Origin of the sequence: Massilia agrisoli (genome assembly GCF_020831365.1) — a bacterium.
Taxonomy (GTDB): Bacteria; Pseudomonadota; Gammaproteobacteria; order Burkholderiales; family Burkholderiaceae_D; genus Telluria_A; species Telluria_A agrisoli.
The window spans coordinates 226,351-241,744 of sequence record NZ_JAJHPV010000014.1 but is presented as its reverse complement, the minus strand read 5'-3'; the positions used below and the strand labels follow the sequence as shown (position 1 = coordinate 241,744).

14 protein-coding genes are annotated in these 15,394 nt (G+C 67.0%); 6 read left to right on the top strand and 8 right to left on the bottom strand.

Annotated features, from left to right (window positions below):
• The first annotated feature begins 1 nt into the window (after position 1).
• A complete protein-coding gene (locus LMJ30_RS15395; protein WP_229433220.1) occupies positions 2-427 on the top strand; it encodes an SH3 domain-containing protein in 426 nt (141 codons plus the stop codon).
• On the opposite strand, the gene LMJ30_RS15390 is transcribed toward LMJ30_RS15395, so the two are convergent.
• Entirely contained in the window at positions 398-880 is a 483-nt protein-coding gene (locus tag LMJ30_RS15390; protein WP_229433219.1) for a GNAT family N-acetyltransferase, read from the bottom strand. The genes LMJ30_RS15395 and LMJ30_RS15390 overlap by 30 nt on opposite strands.
• Positions 881-989: 109 nt before the next feature.
• On the opposite strand from LMJ30_RS15390, the gene LMJ30_RS15385 reads away from it, so the two are divergent.
• From LMJ30_RS15385 to LMJ30_RS15360, 5 genes are all read left to right on the top strand, one after another.
• On the top strand, positions 990-2,243 hold the full coding sequence (locus LMJ30_RS15385; protein ID WP_229433218.1) for an MFS transporter: 1,254 nt from the start codon (positions 990-992) through the stop codon (positions 2,241-2,243).
• 23 nt (positions 2,244-2,266) lie between these two features.
• The gene (locus LMJ30_RS15380; protein ID WP_229433217.1) at positions 2,267-3,232 is read left to right on the top strand and encodes a PP2C family protein-serine/threonine phosphatase; all 966 of its coding nucleotides are present in this window, start codon (positions 2,267-2,269) and stop codon (positions 3,230-3,232) included.
• A 64-nt stretch (positions 3,233-3,296) separates the two neighbouring features.
• The gene (locus tag LMJ30_RS15375; protein ID WP_229433216.1) at positions 3,297-4,616 is read left to right on the top strand and encodes an FHA domain-containing protein; all 1,320 of its coding nucleotides are present in this window, start codon (positions 3,297-3,299) and stop codon (positions 4,614-4,616) included.
• A 49-nt stretch (positions 4,617-4,665) separates the two neighbouring features.
• Positions 4,666-5,181 carry a DUF1801 domain-containing protein gene (locus LMJ30_RS15370; RefSeq protein WP_229433215.1) on the top strand — a complete coding sequence of 172 codons (516 nt, stop codon included), beginning with the start codon at positions 4,666-4,668 and terminating at the stop codon, positions 5,179-5,181.
• Positions 5,182-5,577: 396 nt separating this feature from the next.
• A complete protein-coding gene (locus LMJ30_RS15360) occupies positions 5,578-6,018 on the top strand; it encodes an FKBP-type peptidyl-prolyl cis-trans isomerase (RefSeq protein ID WP_229433214.1) in 441 nt (146 codons plus the stop codon).
• A gap of 162 nt (positions 6,019-6,180) precedes the next feature.
• Here the strand turns inward: LMJ30_RS15360 and LMJ30_RS15355 are convergent, their stop codons facing one another.
• The 7 genes from LMJ30_RS15355 to LMJ30_RS15325 all read right to left on the bottom strand — a co-directional run bounded on the left by LMJ30_RS15355 (position 6,181) and on the right by LMJ30_RS15325 (position 15,346).
• Positions 6,181-7,200, bottom strand: coding sequence for a DUF5694 domain-containing protein (locus tag LMJ30_RS15355; RefSeq protein ID WP_229433213.1), 1,020 nt, complete (start codon positions 7,198-7,200; stop codon positions 6,181-6,183).
• 148 nt (positions 7,201-7,348) lie between these two features.
• Positions 7,349-9,493, bottom strand: coding sequence for a bifunctional serine/threonine-protein kinase/formylglycine-generating enzyme family protein (locus tag LMJ30_RS15350; protein WP_229433212.1), 2,145 nt, complete (start codon positions 9,491-9,493; stop codon positions 7,349-7,351).
• Positions 9,494-9,501: 8 nt separating this feature from the next.
• Entirely contained in the window at positions 9,502-11,550 is a 2,049-nt protein-coding gene (locus LMJ30_RS15345; protein ID WP_229433211.1) for an SPFH domain-containing protein, read from the bottom strand.
• Between the two features lie 117 nt (positions 11,551-11,667).
• The gene (locus tag LMJ30_RS15340; protein ID WP_229433210.1) at positions 11,668-12,645 is read right to left on the bottom strand and encodes a hypothetical protein; all 978 of its coding nucleotides are present in this window, start codon (positions 12,643-12,645) and stop codon (positions 11,668-11,670) included.
• The gene (locus LMJ30_RS15335) at positions 12,642-13,496 is read right to left on the bottom strand and encodes a hypothetical protein (RefSeq protein ID WP_229433209.1); all 855 of its coding nucleotides are present in this window, start codon (positions 13,494-13,496) and stop codon (positions 12,642-12,644) included. The genes LMJ30_RS15340 and LMJ30_RS15335 overlap by 4 nt, the downstream gene beginning before the upstream one ends.
• 144 nt (positions 13,497-13,640) lie before the next feature.
• Complete coding sequence (locus tag LMJ30_RS15330) at positions 13,641-14,192, bottom strand: hypothetical protein (protein WP_229433208.1); 552 nt, start codon at positions 14,190-14,192, stop codon at positions 13,641-13,643.
• Between the two features lie 11 nt (positions 14,193-14,203).
• The gene (locus LMJ30_RS15325) at positions 14,204-15,346 is read right to left on the bottom strand and encodes a hypothetical protein (protein WP_229433207.1); all 1,143 of its coding nucleotides are present in this window, start codon (positions 15,344-15,346) and stop codon (positions 14,204-14,206) included.
• Between the last annotated feature and the right edge of the window lie 48 nt (positions 15,347-15,394).

The window sequence follows — 15,394 nt, the reverse complement described above, 5'->3', positions numbered from 1 at the left end:
CATGGATACCGCGCTCACGGTCGCAGCGTATGCCATCGGACTGCTGCTTACGCTGGTGCTGGCGTCGGCGCTGACGCCGGCGCACTGGTGGCGCCGGCCGAATGCACGCGCGGCGACGCTGCTGGTGGCCGGTACCTGGGGCTTCGGGGCGCTGCTGGCTGGCGCCTTGCAAGCCGCGAACCCGCAGGCGGTGGCCGCGTATGAGCCGCCCGCAAGCCAGTACCAGGTGTTCCGGGCATTGAACCTGCGCGATGGCACCGGGACAAGCGCGAAGCGGCTGGCGGTGGTGCCGGCTGGCGCCGTCGTCGCCGCGACAGGGATGCGCGACGGCGACTGGTGGCAAGTAAGGGTCAAGGTCAACGGTTCGCAGCTGACCGGCTGGGCCAGCAGCCTGTGGCTACGCCGCGCTGACGAGGGACGCCGCTGACTGCCCGAACACCATCGGGTTGAACTCCAGGCCATTCTTGCATTGCATCGGCGCCGCACGTACGAATTTCAGGCTTTCGTACATCGGCACTGCATAGTTCGAGGCGTTGACAGTGAATACACCTTCGGCCCCGGCGGCCATCGCCGCCAATCGTGCGTGTTCCCACAGCGCGCGGCCGATACCGCGGCGGTGGAACTGCGCCGCCACGAACAGGTGGTAGACGTGGCGCCGTTCGCGCACGCCGATAAAACCGGCAAGCTGGCCATCCACTTCCGCCACATGGTAAACGTAGCCTTCGCCTACGAGCCTGCGCAGCGCGGCAGCGTCGTTGTCCCGTACGAAGGTCGAAGCCTGCTCGGGCGAGCAGGCGCCCAGGAAGTATTGACGCGCCAGCGCTTCAAGCAGGCGCGCAACCGCGCCGATATCGGCGTCGTTCATGTCACGCAAACGCATTCCATTTGTCCCAATGTTTTTGCCATGCTGGCATGAGCGAAAATACCATACCTGCACACTGCCGTGTGCATGTGTTGACGGTATACGGAGTCGTCCGTAGACTAGCCGGATGCCGAAATCGAGCCTGTCCTCACCGCTGCCTGCACAGAGCGCGCGCACGCGCGTGCCCTTGTCAAAACCGCTGCGGCACCCGCGCTACCGGCGCCTCTGGATGGCCAACCTCGGTTCCAACCTCGGCACCTGGACCCAGACCTTTGCCTCGGCATGGCTGATCGCCTCGATGTCGAAATCGGCCACGGTCACAACCCTGGTCCAGACCGCGACCTATGTCCCCATTTTTTTGTTCGCGCTGTTCGCCGGCGTGATCGCCGATGCGGTCGACCGTCCCAAGTTCCTGTTCTTCTGTAACCTGTACATGGCGCTGTGCGCCTGCGCGATGGCCGTGCTGGTCATGACCGGCAACGCCTCCGCACCGCCTGTACTTGCGCTGACCTTCGCCCTCGCCACCGGTTCGGCCTTTGTGTGGCCAGCATGGCAAGCCTCGGTCTCCGGGCTGGTCGAACCCGACGAACTGGAGGCGGCCGCCACGCTCAATAACCTGAGTTACAGCGTCGCCTCGATCGTCGGGCCTGCACTGGGCGGCATCCTGTTCAACTGGATCGGCGCGGGCGCCCTGTTCCTCGTCAACGCGATCTCGTTTGTCGGCCTGCTCGGCGTGTACTGGGCATGGTGGCAGGAGCGGCTTCCCAACACCGCCGCGCGCCACGGCTTCAGCCACAGCATGAAGACAGGGCTGTCGACGGCGTTCGGCTGCGGGCGCTACCGCCGCATCCTGGTCAACGTCTGCACTGTCTTCTTTGCCAGTATCGCGTTTGCGGCCTTGCTGCCGCTGTTCGTGCGCGACGTGCTGCGGCTTGATTCGAGCACCTTCGGCACCTTGATGGGCAGCCTTGGTGCGGGCGCCGTGCTGGCCGCCTTCCTGCTTCCAAGCCTGCGCGTGCGCTTCGATAAAACCACGCTGCTGTCCGGCGCACTGCTGGTGTATGGATTGATGCTGATGCTGATGCCCTTGATTACCTCGCTCTGGCTGTTGGTGCCGTTGATCGTCTGCGGCGGCATGGCATGGTCGGCCATCGTCTCGACGATGAATGCCGCGGCCCAGTCATCCTTCCCCCACAGCCTGCGGGCGCGCACCTTGTCGATCTACCTGTTTGTGATGGCCGGCGGCTACGCGCTTGGCAGCCTGGTATGGGGCCGCGTGGCCGATGGCGCCGGCGTCAAGGTGGCCTTCGCCATCGCCGGCGTATGCATGGTGATCAACGCCATTGCGCTGGCAACCCGCAAACACGACCACCCGATCTGACCCAATTGGGCTAAGCTGTCGATATGACCACAGCGCCAGGCAGCCCCGACTTCGGCCCCCGCTTCGACGTGGCTGCGCAAAGCAGCATCGGCGAAGGCGCGCGGCCGCGCACCGAGAACCAGGACAACTTCCTGCTCATCGACGTCAACGGCAATGCGGCCTTCCTCGACAAGCAGCAGCTTGCGGCGGCCAAGGTGGCCGGCTGGCCCCAGGGCCATTTGCGCCTCGCGGTACTCGATGGCATGGGCGGCCACGGCCATGGACGCGAAGCCGCGGAAGCGGCAGTGGCCGGCATGCTGGCGATGCCCGCCTGCGCCACGCCGGAGGAACTATCCGCCCGGCTGGAGGCCTTGCATACCCGCTTGCAAGCCGCATTCGGCGACGATACCGAGTTTGAGCGGCGCCCCGGCACTACCCTCACCCTGCTTGAATTGCCTGCCGGTGGCCCTGCCCTTCTGTTCCACGTCGGCGACTCGCGGCTGTACAAGGTAGTCCACGGCAAGGTGGAACCGCTGACCGTCGATCATGTGCCGGCCACCGCGTTTGCGATGGCCGGGCTGATCGGAGAACCGGAATGGTGGCAGCAGGTGCACGGTGAACACCGATCGCAGATCTCGCAAGCATTTATTCTTGGCAATGCGTTTGCCAATCCGGTACGGCTGGAAGACCCGCTGTTCCCGCTTGCCCCGCGCGACTTGCCGGACTTCCTGCGCCACCTTCCCGACCGCCGCGCCATCGAGCTCGAACCGGGCGCCGACTACCTCCTGGCCACCGACGGATTCTGGTCCTGCGCCAGCGCCCTAGCCTGGGTCGCCCGTTGGCCTGCGCTGCTTTCTGCTGAGCAAAGTGCCGAGTTGGCCTGCGCCGCCCTGTTCGATGAGATGCGCGCAAACCCGCCGCCGGATTTGCACAGCGATAACCTCACCGCGGTCCTGCTGCGCGTCCGGCCAGTTGCCGGCCCAGACGAAACCGCCCTGCCGGCCTCCTGAGCCTTGCGCCCCCGCGCCGCGAAAACAGGTAAGCTCAGCGGATGAATGAACGGCCGGGCTTGCCATGAAAAAATGCAGTAATCCAGAGCATCCGTACTGCACCCAGTGGGTACTGCCTGGGGAACGCGCATGCTCGGGTGGCCATCCGCAGCCCGCCGCCGCACTCGCCGCCGAAGAACTTCCGCCAGACCCGCCGCAGCGCCCGCACCTCCACATCAGCGGCTTCGACCCGCGCGCCGCGGGAGGCCGCCAGACCATCAAGGTCGAGCTGCGCGGCATGCCGGAGGACGCACCGGCCGCGATCACGATGGAACTGAAGTCCGCGCTGTTCGCCGGCGGCGCCTCGCGCCACGCTTTTGAACGCAACCTGCAAGGCCACTGGCGTCCACAGTTCGTCGAATTCAGCTCGCGCGATAAAGAACACGGCCAGTACCGGATCGAAGCGGAACTTCGCTGCAGCCACGGCACGCATGTGCGCCGGCGCTGGGTCTGCACGCTGGTCATCCTGGTGCCGCGGTCCGACGCCAGCCTGTCCGAGATCCACCAGACCTTCCTGGCCACGCACAAGAACGTCAGCGTGACGGCGGACGACGGATCGATCGCGCGGGTCAGCGCCCAGGCGGGCGGCGGCCGGCTGGATATCGGCGTCAATGCGCGTAACGCGTCGATCGCCCGGCTCGACCTCGACGCGCGCCACGGCAAGGTGGCGGTGGGCTTTTCCAGCATCGCCTGGGATGAAGACCTGATCGAGATCGAGGTCCCGGAACAACCCGAGAACCATCCGCATCCCTCTGGCGTGGCGACGTTCCCGAGCCCGGCCCCGAACGCTGAGCTGCCGCGCCACATCCGCATGTTCGCACTCGCCCAATGGGTACTGGGCCGCGACGATCCGCATGACGGCCCGGCCGACATCGCCCTCGCCCACTTCACTGGCAGCGGCAAGCGTGACACCGGCGGCCTGACCAGGCGGATGTCCGCGCGCCACGCCATCATCCGGCGCGCCGGGGCGGGATTCGAAATCGAGGATGTATCGCGCTACGGCCTGCTGGTGGACGGAACCTGGCCCGGCAAGCACCAGCCGGTGCCGCTGCGGCTCGGCACGCGCATCGAAATGACGGCGAGCGTGCGCGGCATCGTCCAGCTGGTGGTGTCCGCGCTGCTGCCGACAGGGCTTGTGATGCATCGGGAAGACGAAGGTGCCCAGGACGAGTGCTTCGTCCTCGTCGAGCCCGAACGCCACCCCGGACGCGAACCTGCAGGAGCCGCAACCCTGCCACGCGCAGCCAGGCTGCCGTTGCTGTTCCATCACAATGGCGGCTTCTGGCGTGTTGACCCGGCTACCGGCACGCAAGAGGCTGTCATTCCCGACCCGGCCTTCGCCTGATGCTACTCTATGGCGATGGCCGCCCGGCCACCACCGACAGGAGATCACCATGCAGTCAGCGGCCACCAGTGTCCGTGAATACCTCGACTCCCTGCCCGCGGAGCGCCGCGCCATTGTGGAAGCTGTGCGCGACGTTATCCTCGCGAACCTCGACAGCGGCTACAGCGAGGCGATGCAGTACGGGATGATCGGCTATGCGGTGCCGCACAGCGTGTTTCCGGCAGGCTACCATTGCGACCCAAAGCAGCCGCTGCCATTTGCCGCGCTGGCGTTGCAGAAAAATTATGTATCGCTGTACCTGATGGGCCTGTACTTCGGCTGCACCTGCGACAGCGAGACTGACGAGGCAAAGTGGTTCCGCGAAGCGTGGGCCAATGCGGGCAAGAAGAAACTGGACATGGGAAAAAGCTGTGTGCGCTTCAAGAAGCTCGACGAAGTGCCGCTGGACGTGATCGGCCAGGCTGTCCGGCGTATGCCGGCCCAGCTATATATAGAGCGATACCAGCTCGGCCTGGCGACCGCAAAGAGCGGCCGCCCCGGGCGAAAACCTAATCTGGAAGCATGACCAGGAAGATCAGCGCCAGTCCGGAAAGCAGCACGGCTTCAAGGGTGAAGACGATGGCCGGGATACGTAAGTCGTCAGGAATTCTGAAGTGCATGACGTCCTCCATACGGTTTAACCACGCACTGATAGTTTAGGATTTTTTCACCGTATTCGGCGCGCGTTTTGCCCCCCCCGGTGTCCTTGGTTCAGGATTGCCCTGCGATCCCCGCGACCGCGCCCGGGTCGACCAATGGAGGGACTGGCAGGCTAACGAACTCAACAACGCGTGGCGCTACGCCTTCATGCCCCTGGTGCAGGGCGATCCGGCGCACCGCGCTGACGTGTATATTGTCAGGAGATCATTCGCAAGGTATGCTGCGGCGACACCTGACTTCGCAACCAACACGAGAGATCAATTTGAAAAAGCTGCTTTCCTACTGCCTCCTGGGCCTGACGATGTCACTCGCCGTGACCGCTTGCAAGCGCGCCGAGGCGCCCCAATCAGCCGACGCGCCCGCTGTGGCTTTTCAAAAGATCGATACCGTACCCGGTACTGGCAAGGAAGTGACGGCGGGCGCCACCGCTGTTGTCAACTACACCGGCTGGCTGTACGAGCCAAATGCCCAGCAGCAGCGCGGCGCCGAGTTCGACTCATCGAAGGGGCGTTCGCCATTCAGCTTCCAGGTCGGCGGCGGACAGGTCATCAAGGGATGGGATGAAGGCGTCCAGGGCATGAAAGTCGGCGGCAAGCGCACGCTGATCATCCCTGCCAGCATGGGTTACGGCGCTTCCGGCGCAGGCCCCATTCCCCCGAACGCGACGCTGATCTTCGAGGTCGAGTTGCTGGACGTGCGGTAGGACGTACAAAGTGTTTTCGCACGTATTCATCGGCACTATCCACTTCGAACAGGCGCTCCAGTTCTATGCGCCTCCCGGATGGCAACAAGGTCTGCGTCGTCTGCCACGCTGCGCGGCCCGCCACCCAGGCTTGATGGCGCAGCGCGGCCCCGGTTGACGCCGTCACTTCAGCACCGCTGCCGCGTCCACAATATCCACGCCCTGCAGTTGGCCAAGCCAGCTGTCGAACCACGGCTTGTGCGAGACGCCGACGATGGAAACAAGCCGCGCGCCGGGGCGTTCGCGGAAGGTCTCGCGGATGTTGGCGACCATGCGCAGGTTGCGGATTTCCCATCCACCAACCCATATCTGCGGGTAGCCCTCCGCTGATTTTGCCCGCATCGCCGGGCTGACGTTGGCTTCAGCAAACACGCGCAAGCCTTCCGGCTGGTTGATGTAGCGGTACAGCGGCAACAGGTCCGGAGCCTGGCGCAGGACTTCCTGCTGTTTCTCGCGCTCCTTCAACGCCGCACCGCCTTCCGCCCAGGCCGCCTCGATCGCGCGCACGAATGCTTTCATGTCCGGCACATCGATGCGGTCGCCTGTATGGTTGTCGACGGCGTGAACCCGCGCCAGGCCCAGCCGCGCCGCCAGGCGCGCGGCAAGCTGGTAGCTCTCGTCGTTGCGCTGGCCAAGCTTGCCAAGCGCTTCCACCAACGCAGCGTCCAGGCCATCGCCGGCCCGGCGCTCGGAGACAGGCAGCTGCAGCCACTGCACATAGGCCGAGGCGCGCTCGTTCGCAGCCATGAACACGGCGGCAAGGCGCCGGCGCTGCGCCGGCGTGGGACGCGCGGGCCAGGCCTTGAGGGTCTTGTCCGCTTCGGCCAGCGCCGCGGGTACGTCCAGTCCGGTGGACGCCATCGCGACGGCCGTCGGGGCGCAATAATCGGCCCCGTACTTTGCCGGATGGCGCGCAGCGAGGTCGCATTCCTCGCCCGGCTCGGCCTCGATGGTAACGATGTCCGGCCTGAAGGCCGTAAGCCGGTCGAGCACGCCGTCGAGGGAAGCAGGATTGAAGCCTGCCGGCATGCTACCCAGGTGCACCGTGCCCAGCACCAGTACCTGCGCCCGCGGGCCTGCCATGCCGCGGTCGAGGCTGGAAAGATCGACCTGTGCCTGTGCTGCCAGGGGGAATGCCATCATCAGTGTCGTTAGCCAACGCGTTGCTGTCGCCATGTCGTCTCCATTTGGTTCAGTAACTGAACAATGTAAGGAGAACATGTCATGGGCACAAGACTGGACCGGACAGAACGCTTTATCCGCAGGCTAGGATGTAGAAAAGAAGGATTGCCTATTCACCGGCCGGGCGCACGAGGTCGCGCGCGACCCGGAATCCGACGATATCGTTGCTCAGCACCGCCGAGTATCCATTGCGCAGTGCCGAGCGCAGGTAGCGCGGGTTATACAGCCACGAGCCGCCGCGCAGGATGCGCCGGCCCTGGTCGCCGCCCTCTTCCCAGGCGCTGCCGTCGGCCGGGGCGCCGATGTAGTTGTCGTGCACGACATCCTGCACCCATTCCCACACATTGCCATGCATATCGTAGAGGCCCCAGCGGTTTGGCGCAAACGCACCGGCGGGCGTCGTCCCTTGCCGGAACACGCCCCTGGGACTGCCGCCGTAGCTGTAATTGCCATCGTAATTGGCCCGGCTGGTGTCGATGCTGTCGCCGAACGAGAAGGCCGTTTTGGCGCCGGCGCGGCATGCGTATTCCCACTCCGCTTCGCTCGGCAGGCGGTAGTGGTGGCCGGTCTGCTCGCTCAGCCAGCGCACGTATTTTTGCGCGTCTTCCCAGCTGACGCCCACCACCGGGTGGTCTTCGGCCTGCCGAAAACCCGGCGACGCCCAGTTGGTCTCGCCATGCGGACGCCACAGCGTGGCCATCGCAAAACGCCGCCACTCGCCTACCGTGACCGGATAGCGGCCCAGCGCGAACGCATGTTCGATGCCCACCCAATGCTGCGGCGTCTCGCGTTCCAGCCACGCCAGCTGCGCGCCCGCTTCAAGCGCCTTCTTGCGCTCGTGCTCCGGGGAGCCCATCTGGAAACGCCCTGCGGGAATTTCGACCATTGCCGGGCCATGGCCGCTGCCGTCCAGGAAAGCATCGCGCAGGATGCCTGGTTCAGGCACAGGCGCTTGCACTTCGATTGCCGCAGGCTCGGCCAGGACGACAGCGTTCTCGGCGCGCGTGCGTTGCTGCTCCGCGCGGTATGCCGCGGCGGCCTTGGCCTGGTGGATGCGGCGCTGCTCGTCTTCGGCTGCGCGCGCCTTTTCCACTTCGGCGGCGCGGCGCTCGCGCAACTGCTCGCGCAAGGCCTCGCGGCGCACGCGGCGCGCCGCATCGTGTTCGGCACGGGCGCGCTTCGCTTCTTCGCGCTGCAGCTTCTGGCGCGCCATTCTCGCCAGCGTGACGGCTTCGGCCCGCGCAGCATCCTGCGCCGGCTTTGCGTCGGGCGGTAGCGGAGCGCTGCGCAACGCTGCGACGAGCTCCATGACGGTGTGGGGGCGCGCAGCGGCATTGAAAGCAAACCCGCTCTGCAGCACCTCCCACTGTACCTCGCTCAGCGCCGCAGGCTTGGCAGCCTGGTCCGCCTCGCCGCGCGGCGCGCGAAATGGCAGGCGCCCTTCGAGCATCTGGTACAGCATGACGGCAACCGCATACACGTCCAGCAACTGGGAGGGCTCGCGCCGCGGCGTGCCTGCTTCCGGGGCGCGGTAGCCTGCGGTGCCCGAACTACCCGGCGCTTGCGTGCCGGCGTTACCTGCACCGGAACGGACGCGCGCCGCGATGCCGAAGTCGAGCAGCTTGACTTCGCCCTTCGCCGTGACAAACACGTTGCCGGGCTTGATGTCGCGGTGGACCAGCTTGCGCCTGTCCCACGCGTACTCCAGCGCTGCCGCAATCGGCGTTGTCAGTTCCAGCGCGCGCTCAAGCGTCAACTGGCCTTCGCGCGCCAGCAGGCTGTCGAGGTCTTCGCCTTCAAGGCACTCCATGATGATGAAGTAGCTGGTGGTTGCCGGGTCGCGCGCCCACTCGTAGACGCGGACGATATTTTCGTGCGCCAGCTTGCGCGCTTCGGTCGCTTCTTCCACCAGCAGGCGCGCGCGGGTCGCGCTTTGGGTGAGTTGAGGAGGAAGGATCTTCAGCGCGACCATCGCGCTGTGGCCTAGCTCGGCGTGCGTCGCGAGGTCGGTCGCCTGCCATACCTGGCCCATGCCGCCATGCGCGATCAGGCGTTCGAGGCGGTAGCGGCGGTCGGGCGGGCCGATCTCCATGCCGGCCATCAGCCCGATTTCGGTGCCGGGCCGGGTTGCGGCCGGCAGCGCGTATGCGGCGTCGAGGATGGCGTTCTTGCGGGTGTCGAACTCCTGCTGGCTTAGCAGGCCCTCCTCATGCAGCGACCGCAGCTCGCGGATCTTTTCGTGCGCGGTGTGCATGGCATGGCTCAGGGTGGCAGCGGCGCGCCGCACTGGGCGCAGAAGCGGTCAAGCGGCCCGGCCATGTGGCCATTCGGGCAGGTCCGCATCGCCGGCATCGCGCCGCGCACCTGGGCGACGCCGACGCCAAGCTGCGACTGGGTGGCCAGCGCCGCCTTGTTGACGTCGTTTTGCAGCTTCATCAGGTCGACCTGGTGGCGCCGGTCCTTGTCCATCTCAAGCTCGCGCCGCGCGCGGTCCTGCTGCACCCGTTCGTCGGCAAGCCGTGCCGCGTCGAGTGGGCTGACGCCCGCAAGCGCCTCCAGCTGGCCAGGGCTCATCGACGCATGCACCTGTGTCTTCATGACATCGGCAAGCAGCGCCGCGTTCTCAGCCGGCGCAAGGACCACCTTGGCGGTATCGTCCATGCCGCCGATGCGTTCCATGCGGTGAAGCTCGTGCTGCCATTGCGCTTCGTTCTCCCGGCGCTTGAGGGCGTGGCGGCGCTCCTCGGCGTCGAGCTGGATTTCCTGTTCCTGGCGGGTGTGCAGCGCGTCGGCCTCGATCGTGCGCATCAGCTTTTCGTGCTGCGCATCGGCGTCAAGGCGCCCTGACGCGCGCAACAGGTCGCGCTGGCGGTCCAGCGCCAGCTGGTCTTCCCATTCCTGTTCGCGCTGCGCTTCGCGCTGCCGCGCGGCGTTGGCAAGCGCCAGCGACTGCACGCTGGCGCGCTGTTGTTCGCGCTCGAGCGCCCGTTCATATTCCTGCGCTTCGCGCTCGCTGTCGTGCAGGCGCGCGAGTTCGGCGCGCTTGCGCGTTTCGTCCTCGATGGCCAGCGCTTGCGTGATCTTGTTCTGTATTTGCTGCTGCAGCAGCTGGTGCGAAAAGCGCTGGCGCGCCAGCAGCTGGGCGTTGCCTGCATCCTGGCGCGCCGCTTCCAGCTCGGTGTGCATGCGGATGCGTGCCAGCTGGCGCAGGTGCTCCCAGTCGGCCGCTTCGTCGGCGCGCGCCTTGCCTTTTTTGGCCAGTTCGTGCTCAAGCTCGGCCAGCATGTCGCCGGCGCCGCGCACGATCGCCTCCTTGCGGTTCTTCGACTCGACGATGCGGCTGTACAGGTCGATTTCGCGCGCGCGGATCGCGTGCACCCGCTCGGCGTTCTGCACCGACAGCTCGGCGCGCTCCACCGTTTCTTCCTGGCGGATCTCGGCGCGGCGGTAGCGCAGCCGCACATCCTGCTCTTCGCGCCGGATGCGCTGCCATTCCTCGTCGTTGTACAGCTGGTCGAGCTGCTTTTCGTGTTCAAGCTTGACGTGGCGCTCGTCGGTCACCATCCACAGGCTGCCGATGCGTTCGCGGTTGGCGTCGAATTTGTCGTGATGGAGCGACAGCGTATCGACCTGCACCACGGCCAGCCCGTACTCGGCCAGGCGCATTTTCAGGGCGCTTTGCAGGCGCTCGTCAAGCTGCAGGCGCAGTTCGCGGTTGGCCGCCATGTCGCGCAGCGACTGGGAGGCGACAAACTCCGCCGCCAGCTGGCGAACGGACGGCGCCAGCAGGTCGCGCAGGTGTTCCGCTGTGACGGTGCCGGGCGCCGTCATGAAGTGCTGGGCAAACATCGGCACCTGGTCGATCTTGAGGCTGACGCGGAAACGCGCCGATACCGCCAGGTGCTCGGCGGTGCGCAGGTCGCCAAAACTGAAGTCGACCGGCAAGGCAGCGCTGCGGGTGATCAGGATCTCGGCATGCTGGTCGCGCAGCAGGTTGTTCAGGCGTGAGAAAAAGCCTTCGATTTCGTACTCGCCCTGCGGGACCTCGGTTGCCTTGTCGCCTTGCAATATGTAGGCACGGGTTGTCGCTGGGACACGCAGGGTTTTGACAAACAGGCCCGACAGTTCGCGGACGCCGAAGAAGACGGCCAGCTCGCCGTCGCCTGGAATCCAGCGGTTTTCGCGTAGCAGCGGCTCGCTGCGCGGCGCGCCCAAGGTCAGGCCGCACCGGGAGCAGTAGCCGGAATCCCCTGCATTCTTGTGCTCGCAGCGCGGACATTTGACGCCGCCGAATCCGAACATCTGAAACATCTCGACTCCTGGTTGGTAATCCGCCGCTAGATTGCTCTCAATTTGTTGTACGCAAGTTAATTCTAGCAGGGACAGCCGCGCTTCACATTGCCGTGCTCAAGCGTGCGCGCCCCCGCCTCAGGGCATGCCGATGCGCGCGATGCAGGCCATGCTGGCGCCTTTGGCGCGCAAGGCCGCGGCGAAGCCTTCGGGCAGTTCGCCCTCCCAGGCGCGCGGCAGCAGCACGCGGTCGCCCGCGGCGGCCTGGGCCAGCACCAGCGCGCATTTCGGTGCGCAGCCCTGCACCGCGTCAACCCGGCCCGACTGCCACGCGGTCGAGCAGCCCGTTGCGATCACCCTGCCGCGCGCGAGGAATTCACGCCCGCGCGCCATGCGGTCGGCAAGCACCAGGGCCAGTTCAAAGGAGTTCCCCTGGAAGCGGGGCTCGGCAAAACGCACCGCCGAGCGCCAGCGGCCCTCGCCCCGCGCGTCGAAGCGGCGCGCGCCGCACAACGCCTGGCGCACAGCCAGCTGGCGGGTCAGGTCGACGCCTGGCGCGGCAATGCTGTCCTCTTCCTCGCCGGCCGGTTCCGCCAGGGGATAGACGCTGACTTCCACCCAGCTGAGGGTATCGTTGATGCCGCCGCTGTGCAGCGGGAACCATGCGCGCGCGCTCGATACGACGTCGCCCGCATCCGGCTGGCCGGCCAGCGCCCCAAGGTAGGCAAGCTGGCCCGGACCGCCCAGCAGCCCCGCAGCGGTGTTGACATCGTGGCCGTCGATCCTTCCGAGCTGCCAATGGTCGGACCAGCCGTTGGCGTGAAGCGGGGCGTCCGCAATGACGCCGCGCGCCATCCGGTCCGCCAGCACGACGGCAAGCTCCCAGTCGCGCTCCGCCGGTGCGGGGGCCCGATCCATCGTCAGCAGTACCTGGTCGCGGCTGTCGTGGCGCGCCTCCGTCAGCCGCGCCAGCCGCGCTACCTGCTGCATGCGCCCGGCCAGTGCAGGCCCGCCTGGCCCGCTGCATTTGACCTCGGCCCTGCCGCCGCGCGGACGGCGCACGGCGGTCACGGTCATCACGGCGCCATCGGCAAGGGTGCTGCGGCATTCGCTCATGCGCCCTCCCCTACGGTCAGGCGGCGGCCGGCGCTGTCGTGTTCGAGGTTGGCGACGATGCGGTCGGCGTCGTCCATCACCGCGGCCAACGGGCCGGCCTTGAGCCGTGCCAGCAGCGCCCACGCTTCGTCCAGTGCAGCCAAGGCGTGAACGGAGTGGCGTGCGCGCCGGGCCTGCTGGCGCGCATCGAGCCGCTTGCCGGGCGCCTCCAGCTCAAGCGCGGGCATCGTCGACACCAGCAGGCTGACCTGGTCGAGCCGGCGCAATAACGCCTGGTGCTGGCCGAACAAGTCCTGTCCGGGCGGGAGGGCCACCTGCCGCAGCGCCGACGCCAGGCGGGGAAGTTCGAGGAACAGGCGGCGCAGTGCCCGTGCATCGGCATCGGGCGAAAGGGTGTCCGGCGCGCGCACCGGTTCGGGTTGCGGCGCAGGGGCCGGACGAGACTTCAGCGCCGCGGCGTAATCGCCCACGTCGGCGGGCATGCAGTCTTCGACCGTGACGCCGAAGCGCATGTACAGCAGCTCGTCGACGCCCGCGCGAAACGCATCCCACTCATCCAGCGTGGCGCATGGCGCAAGCTCAAGGTTGCCCTGCGCGAGTTCGCGCCGGAGCGCGGTTTCGATGGCTGTGCGCAGGTCGCGCAATTCGAGCCGTTCCCCCGCCTCGCTGGCGAGGAACAGGTCGAAACGCTGCTGCGCCACGCGCGGGTCGGGCGTATCGACGACAAACGTCAGGCGCAAACCGGCTTCGGGTGCGGCAGCAAACGGCACCAGGTCGACCGTGTAGGGACCGGGGTGAAAGCAGTACAGCAGCTCTCCCTTTGCAAGGCTGGTGCGCGATCCGGGCGCCACGCGCCGGGTGCCGCCGTGCCGGTCGCACCCGACGCCGACCGAGCCGGCCGCAATCTCCGCGACCGAGGCAACGCGTAGCGCTACTGTGCCCCTGCCGGGAACTGCCGCCGCGCCGCGCCGCGTGAAGATGCCCATCGCCGCGCCCTAGGCTTTCACCGGTTCGATCGCGAAGCCGCCGCCGTGGCGCTGGAAATGCGGCGCCGGGTCGGCGGCGAACGGCCATGCTCCCTCGCATTCGCCGTCCGCGTCGAGATGGCCTTGCAGGACAACCGCGCCGGCGCCATCGCGCACGCGCAGCAGCGGCGGGTCGCGCATCAGGCGTGCCGCGAATGGCGCATCGGCGGCAAGCGCCAGGATGACCTGCCATGTTGCGCCGTCTTCGACAAAGTGCAGCGACCAGCAGCCGTCGTCGGTGGAGAGCCCGGCGAGCTGGCCTGCGCTGGCCGCGGCGCGCAACATGCCGGTACTGCCCAGCCACGCTTCAGCCGCGCGGCGCTCCAGCGCGAGGTGGCGGAAGCGCCGCAGCGTCAGCGGAGAGCTTTCCAGTGCCGTTCGCTCGGCGCGGGTGAGCGGTCGGTTGCCCTCCAGCGCGTCGCGCATGGTGGCGTCGGCCAGCAACAGGCTGTCGCCCTCGACCCGGCGCCCCAACATCAGGTGTTCGCGCAGCCTGCAGATTTCGGTATTCGGACTTGTCACGTCGTTCTCCTTTATGGCCGGGCGGCGCCCATCAGCCTTGCGATTGCCTGGTCGCGCCGCTTGCGCAAGGTCGGCAGCGATACACGGTCCTGCATGGCGAGCTGCTGCATCGTCGGCAGTTCGCCGGTGGCGGGATCGAGCCATTCGTCTGGATAAGCCTCGTCCGCGCCGCCCACCATCTTCAGGTACACGGCAAGGTAGACCGGAAGCGAACTGCCGGCGAGCGCCTGGGCCGTCCAGGTGGCGGCAGCGGCCGCAGGCTCGGGCGGCTCGTCCTCCAACTCGTCGCTGGCGCGCGATTCGGCGACCACCCTCCACAGGTCTTCGAGCCACTCCGTGGCTTCGTTCGCGTCGAGCATGCGGCCACAGTCGCGGTTCGATGAAAGCTGTTCGTATTCGCCGATTTCCGCCAGCATGGCCTGGATTTTGTCCGGGCTTGATTTGAGGCTGGCGAAGCGCTTGGAGCGCGTGTGCAGCGGGCCGGGCGCGCCGCCGAAGCGCTCGAGCGTCTCGCTCCAGCGGATAACCCATGCGGCCTTGCAGTCGCCCGTGCCGCGCATCTGGCGCACCTCGATCGGCACGCCGTCGACTGGCCTGCCGATGATCGCGGCTACCTGTTCGCTGTGCTCGCGCCAGGCGCTGAACAGGCGGGCGATCTCGGAGCTGGCCGTGTCGAGCATGCGGTAGGCGTACATTTTGTTCGGGCTGCAGCTGCGGCCGCACGCCACCTGGTAGTTGTCGGAGTCGACCTTGTCGCGCAGGACGGCGAACATGTCGTTGACCTTCTTGCGCAAGATGGCGTCGCCGCCCGGCCCATCCCAGAAGGGGCCGCAGCGCGCGTATTCGGCCTCGACGGCCGTGCGGAAGGCCGCCCAGTCAGCCGGACGCGCCTGCAGTTCGCACACCAGTTCCAGCGCCAGTTCCAAGGTGCTGTCGCCGTAGCTGTTGCCGTGCGCCGTGGCGCGGGCGCAGCGGCGGTTGGCATGCAACAGGCCGGCCATCGCATCGAGGTAGCTGTCGAGGCAGGCTTGCTCTTGAGCAAAATCGACCAGGCGCGGGCAGAGGCTGGCGAGCGCCTGCAAGGAGCATTGCCCCAGCAGTTTGCGCACGTGTTCCCAGCCGTGCTCCTGGTAACGGGTTCCCGGCAAGCGCATGCCAATCCTCGTCCAGAACAGGTAAAACCGCCCGCTCGGCGGTTCGTA

What these genes read in the sequence shown, in the direction of transcription:
- LMJ30_RS15395 (WP_229433220.1), top strand. Translation starts at nt 2, where the DNA reads ATGGATACCGCGCTCACGGTCGCAGCGTATGCCATCGGACTGCTGCTT.
- LMJ30_RS15390 (WP_229433219.1), bottom strand. Translation starts at nt 880, where the DNA reads ATGCGTTTGCGTGACATGAACGACGCCGATATCGGCGCGGTTGCGCGC.
- LMJ30_RS15385 (WP_229433218.1), top strand. Translation starts at nt 990, where the DNA reads ATGCCGAAATCGAGCCTGTCCTCACCGCTGCCTGCACAGAGCGCGCGC.
- LMJ30_RS15380 (WP_229433217.1), top strand. Translation starts at nt 2,267, where the DNA reads ATGACCACAGCGCCAGGCAGCCCCGACTTCGGCCCCCGCTTCGACGTG.
- LMJ30_RS15375 (WP_229433216.1), top strand. Translation starts at nt 3,297, where the DNA reads ATGAAAAAATGCAGTAATCCAGAGCATCCGTACTGCACCCAGTGGGTA.
- LMJ30_RS15370 (WP_229433215.1), top strand. Translation starts at nt 4,666, where the DNA reads ATGCAGTCAGCGGCCACCAGTGTCCGTGAATACCTCGACTCCCTGCCC.
- LMJ30_RS15355 (WP_229433213.1), bottom strand. Translation starts at nt 7,200, where the DNA reads ATGATGGCATTCCCCCTGGCAGCACAGGCACAGGTCGATCTTTCCAGC.
- LMJ30_RS15350 (WP_229433212.1), bottom strand. Translation starts at nt 9,493, where the DNA reads ATGCACACCGCGCACGAAAAGATCCGCGAGCTGCGGTCGCTGCATGAG.
- LMJ30_RS15345 (WP_229433211.1), bottom strand. Translation starts at nt 11,550, where the DNA reads ATGTTTCAGATGTTCGGATTCGGCGGCGTCAAATGTCCGCGCTGCGAG.
- LMJ30_RS15340 (WP_229433210.1), bottom strand. Translation starts at nt 12,645, where the DNA reads ATGAGCGAATGCCGCAGCACCCTTGCCGATGGCGCCGTGATGACCGTG.
- LMJ30_RS15325 (WP_229433207.1), bottom strand. Translation starts at nt 15,346, where the DNA reads ATGCGCTTGCCGGGAACCCGTTACCAGGAGCACGGCTGGGAACACGTG.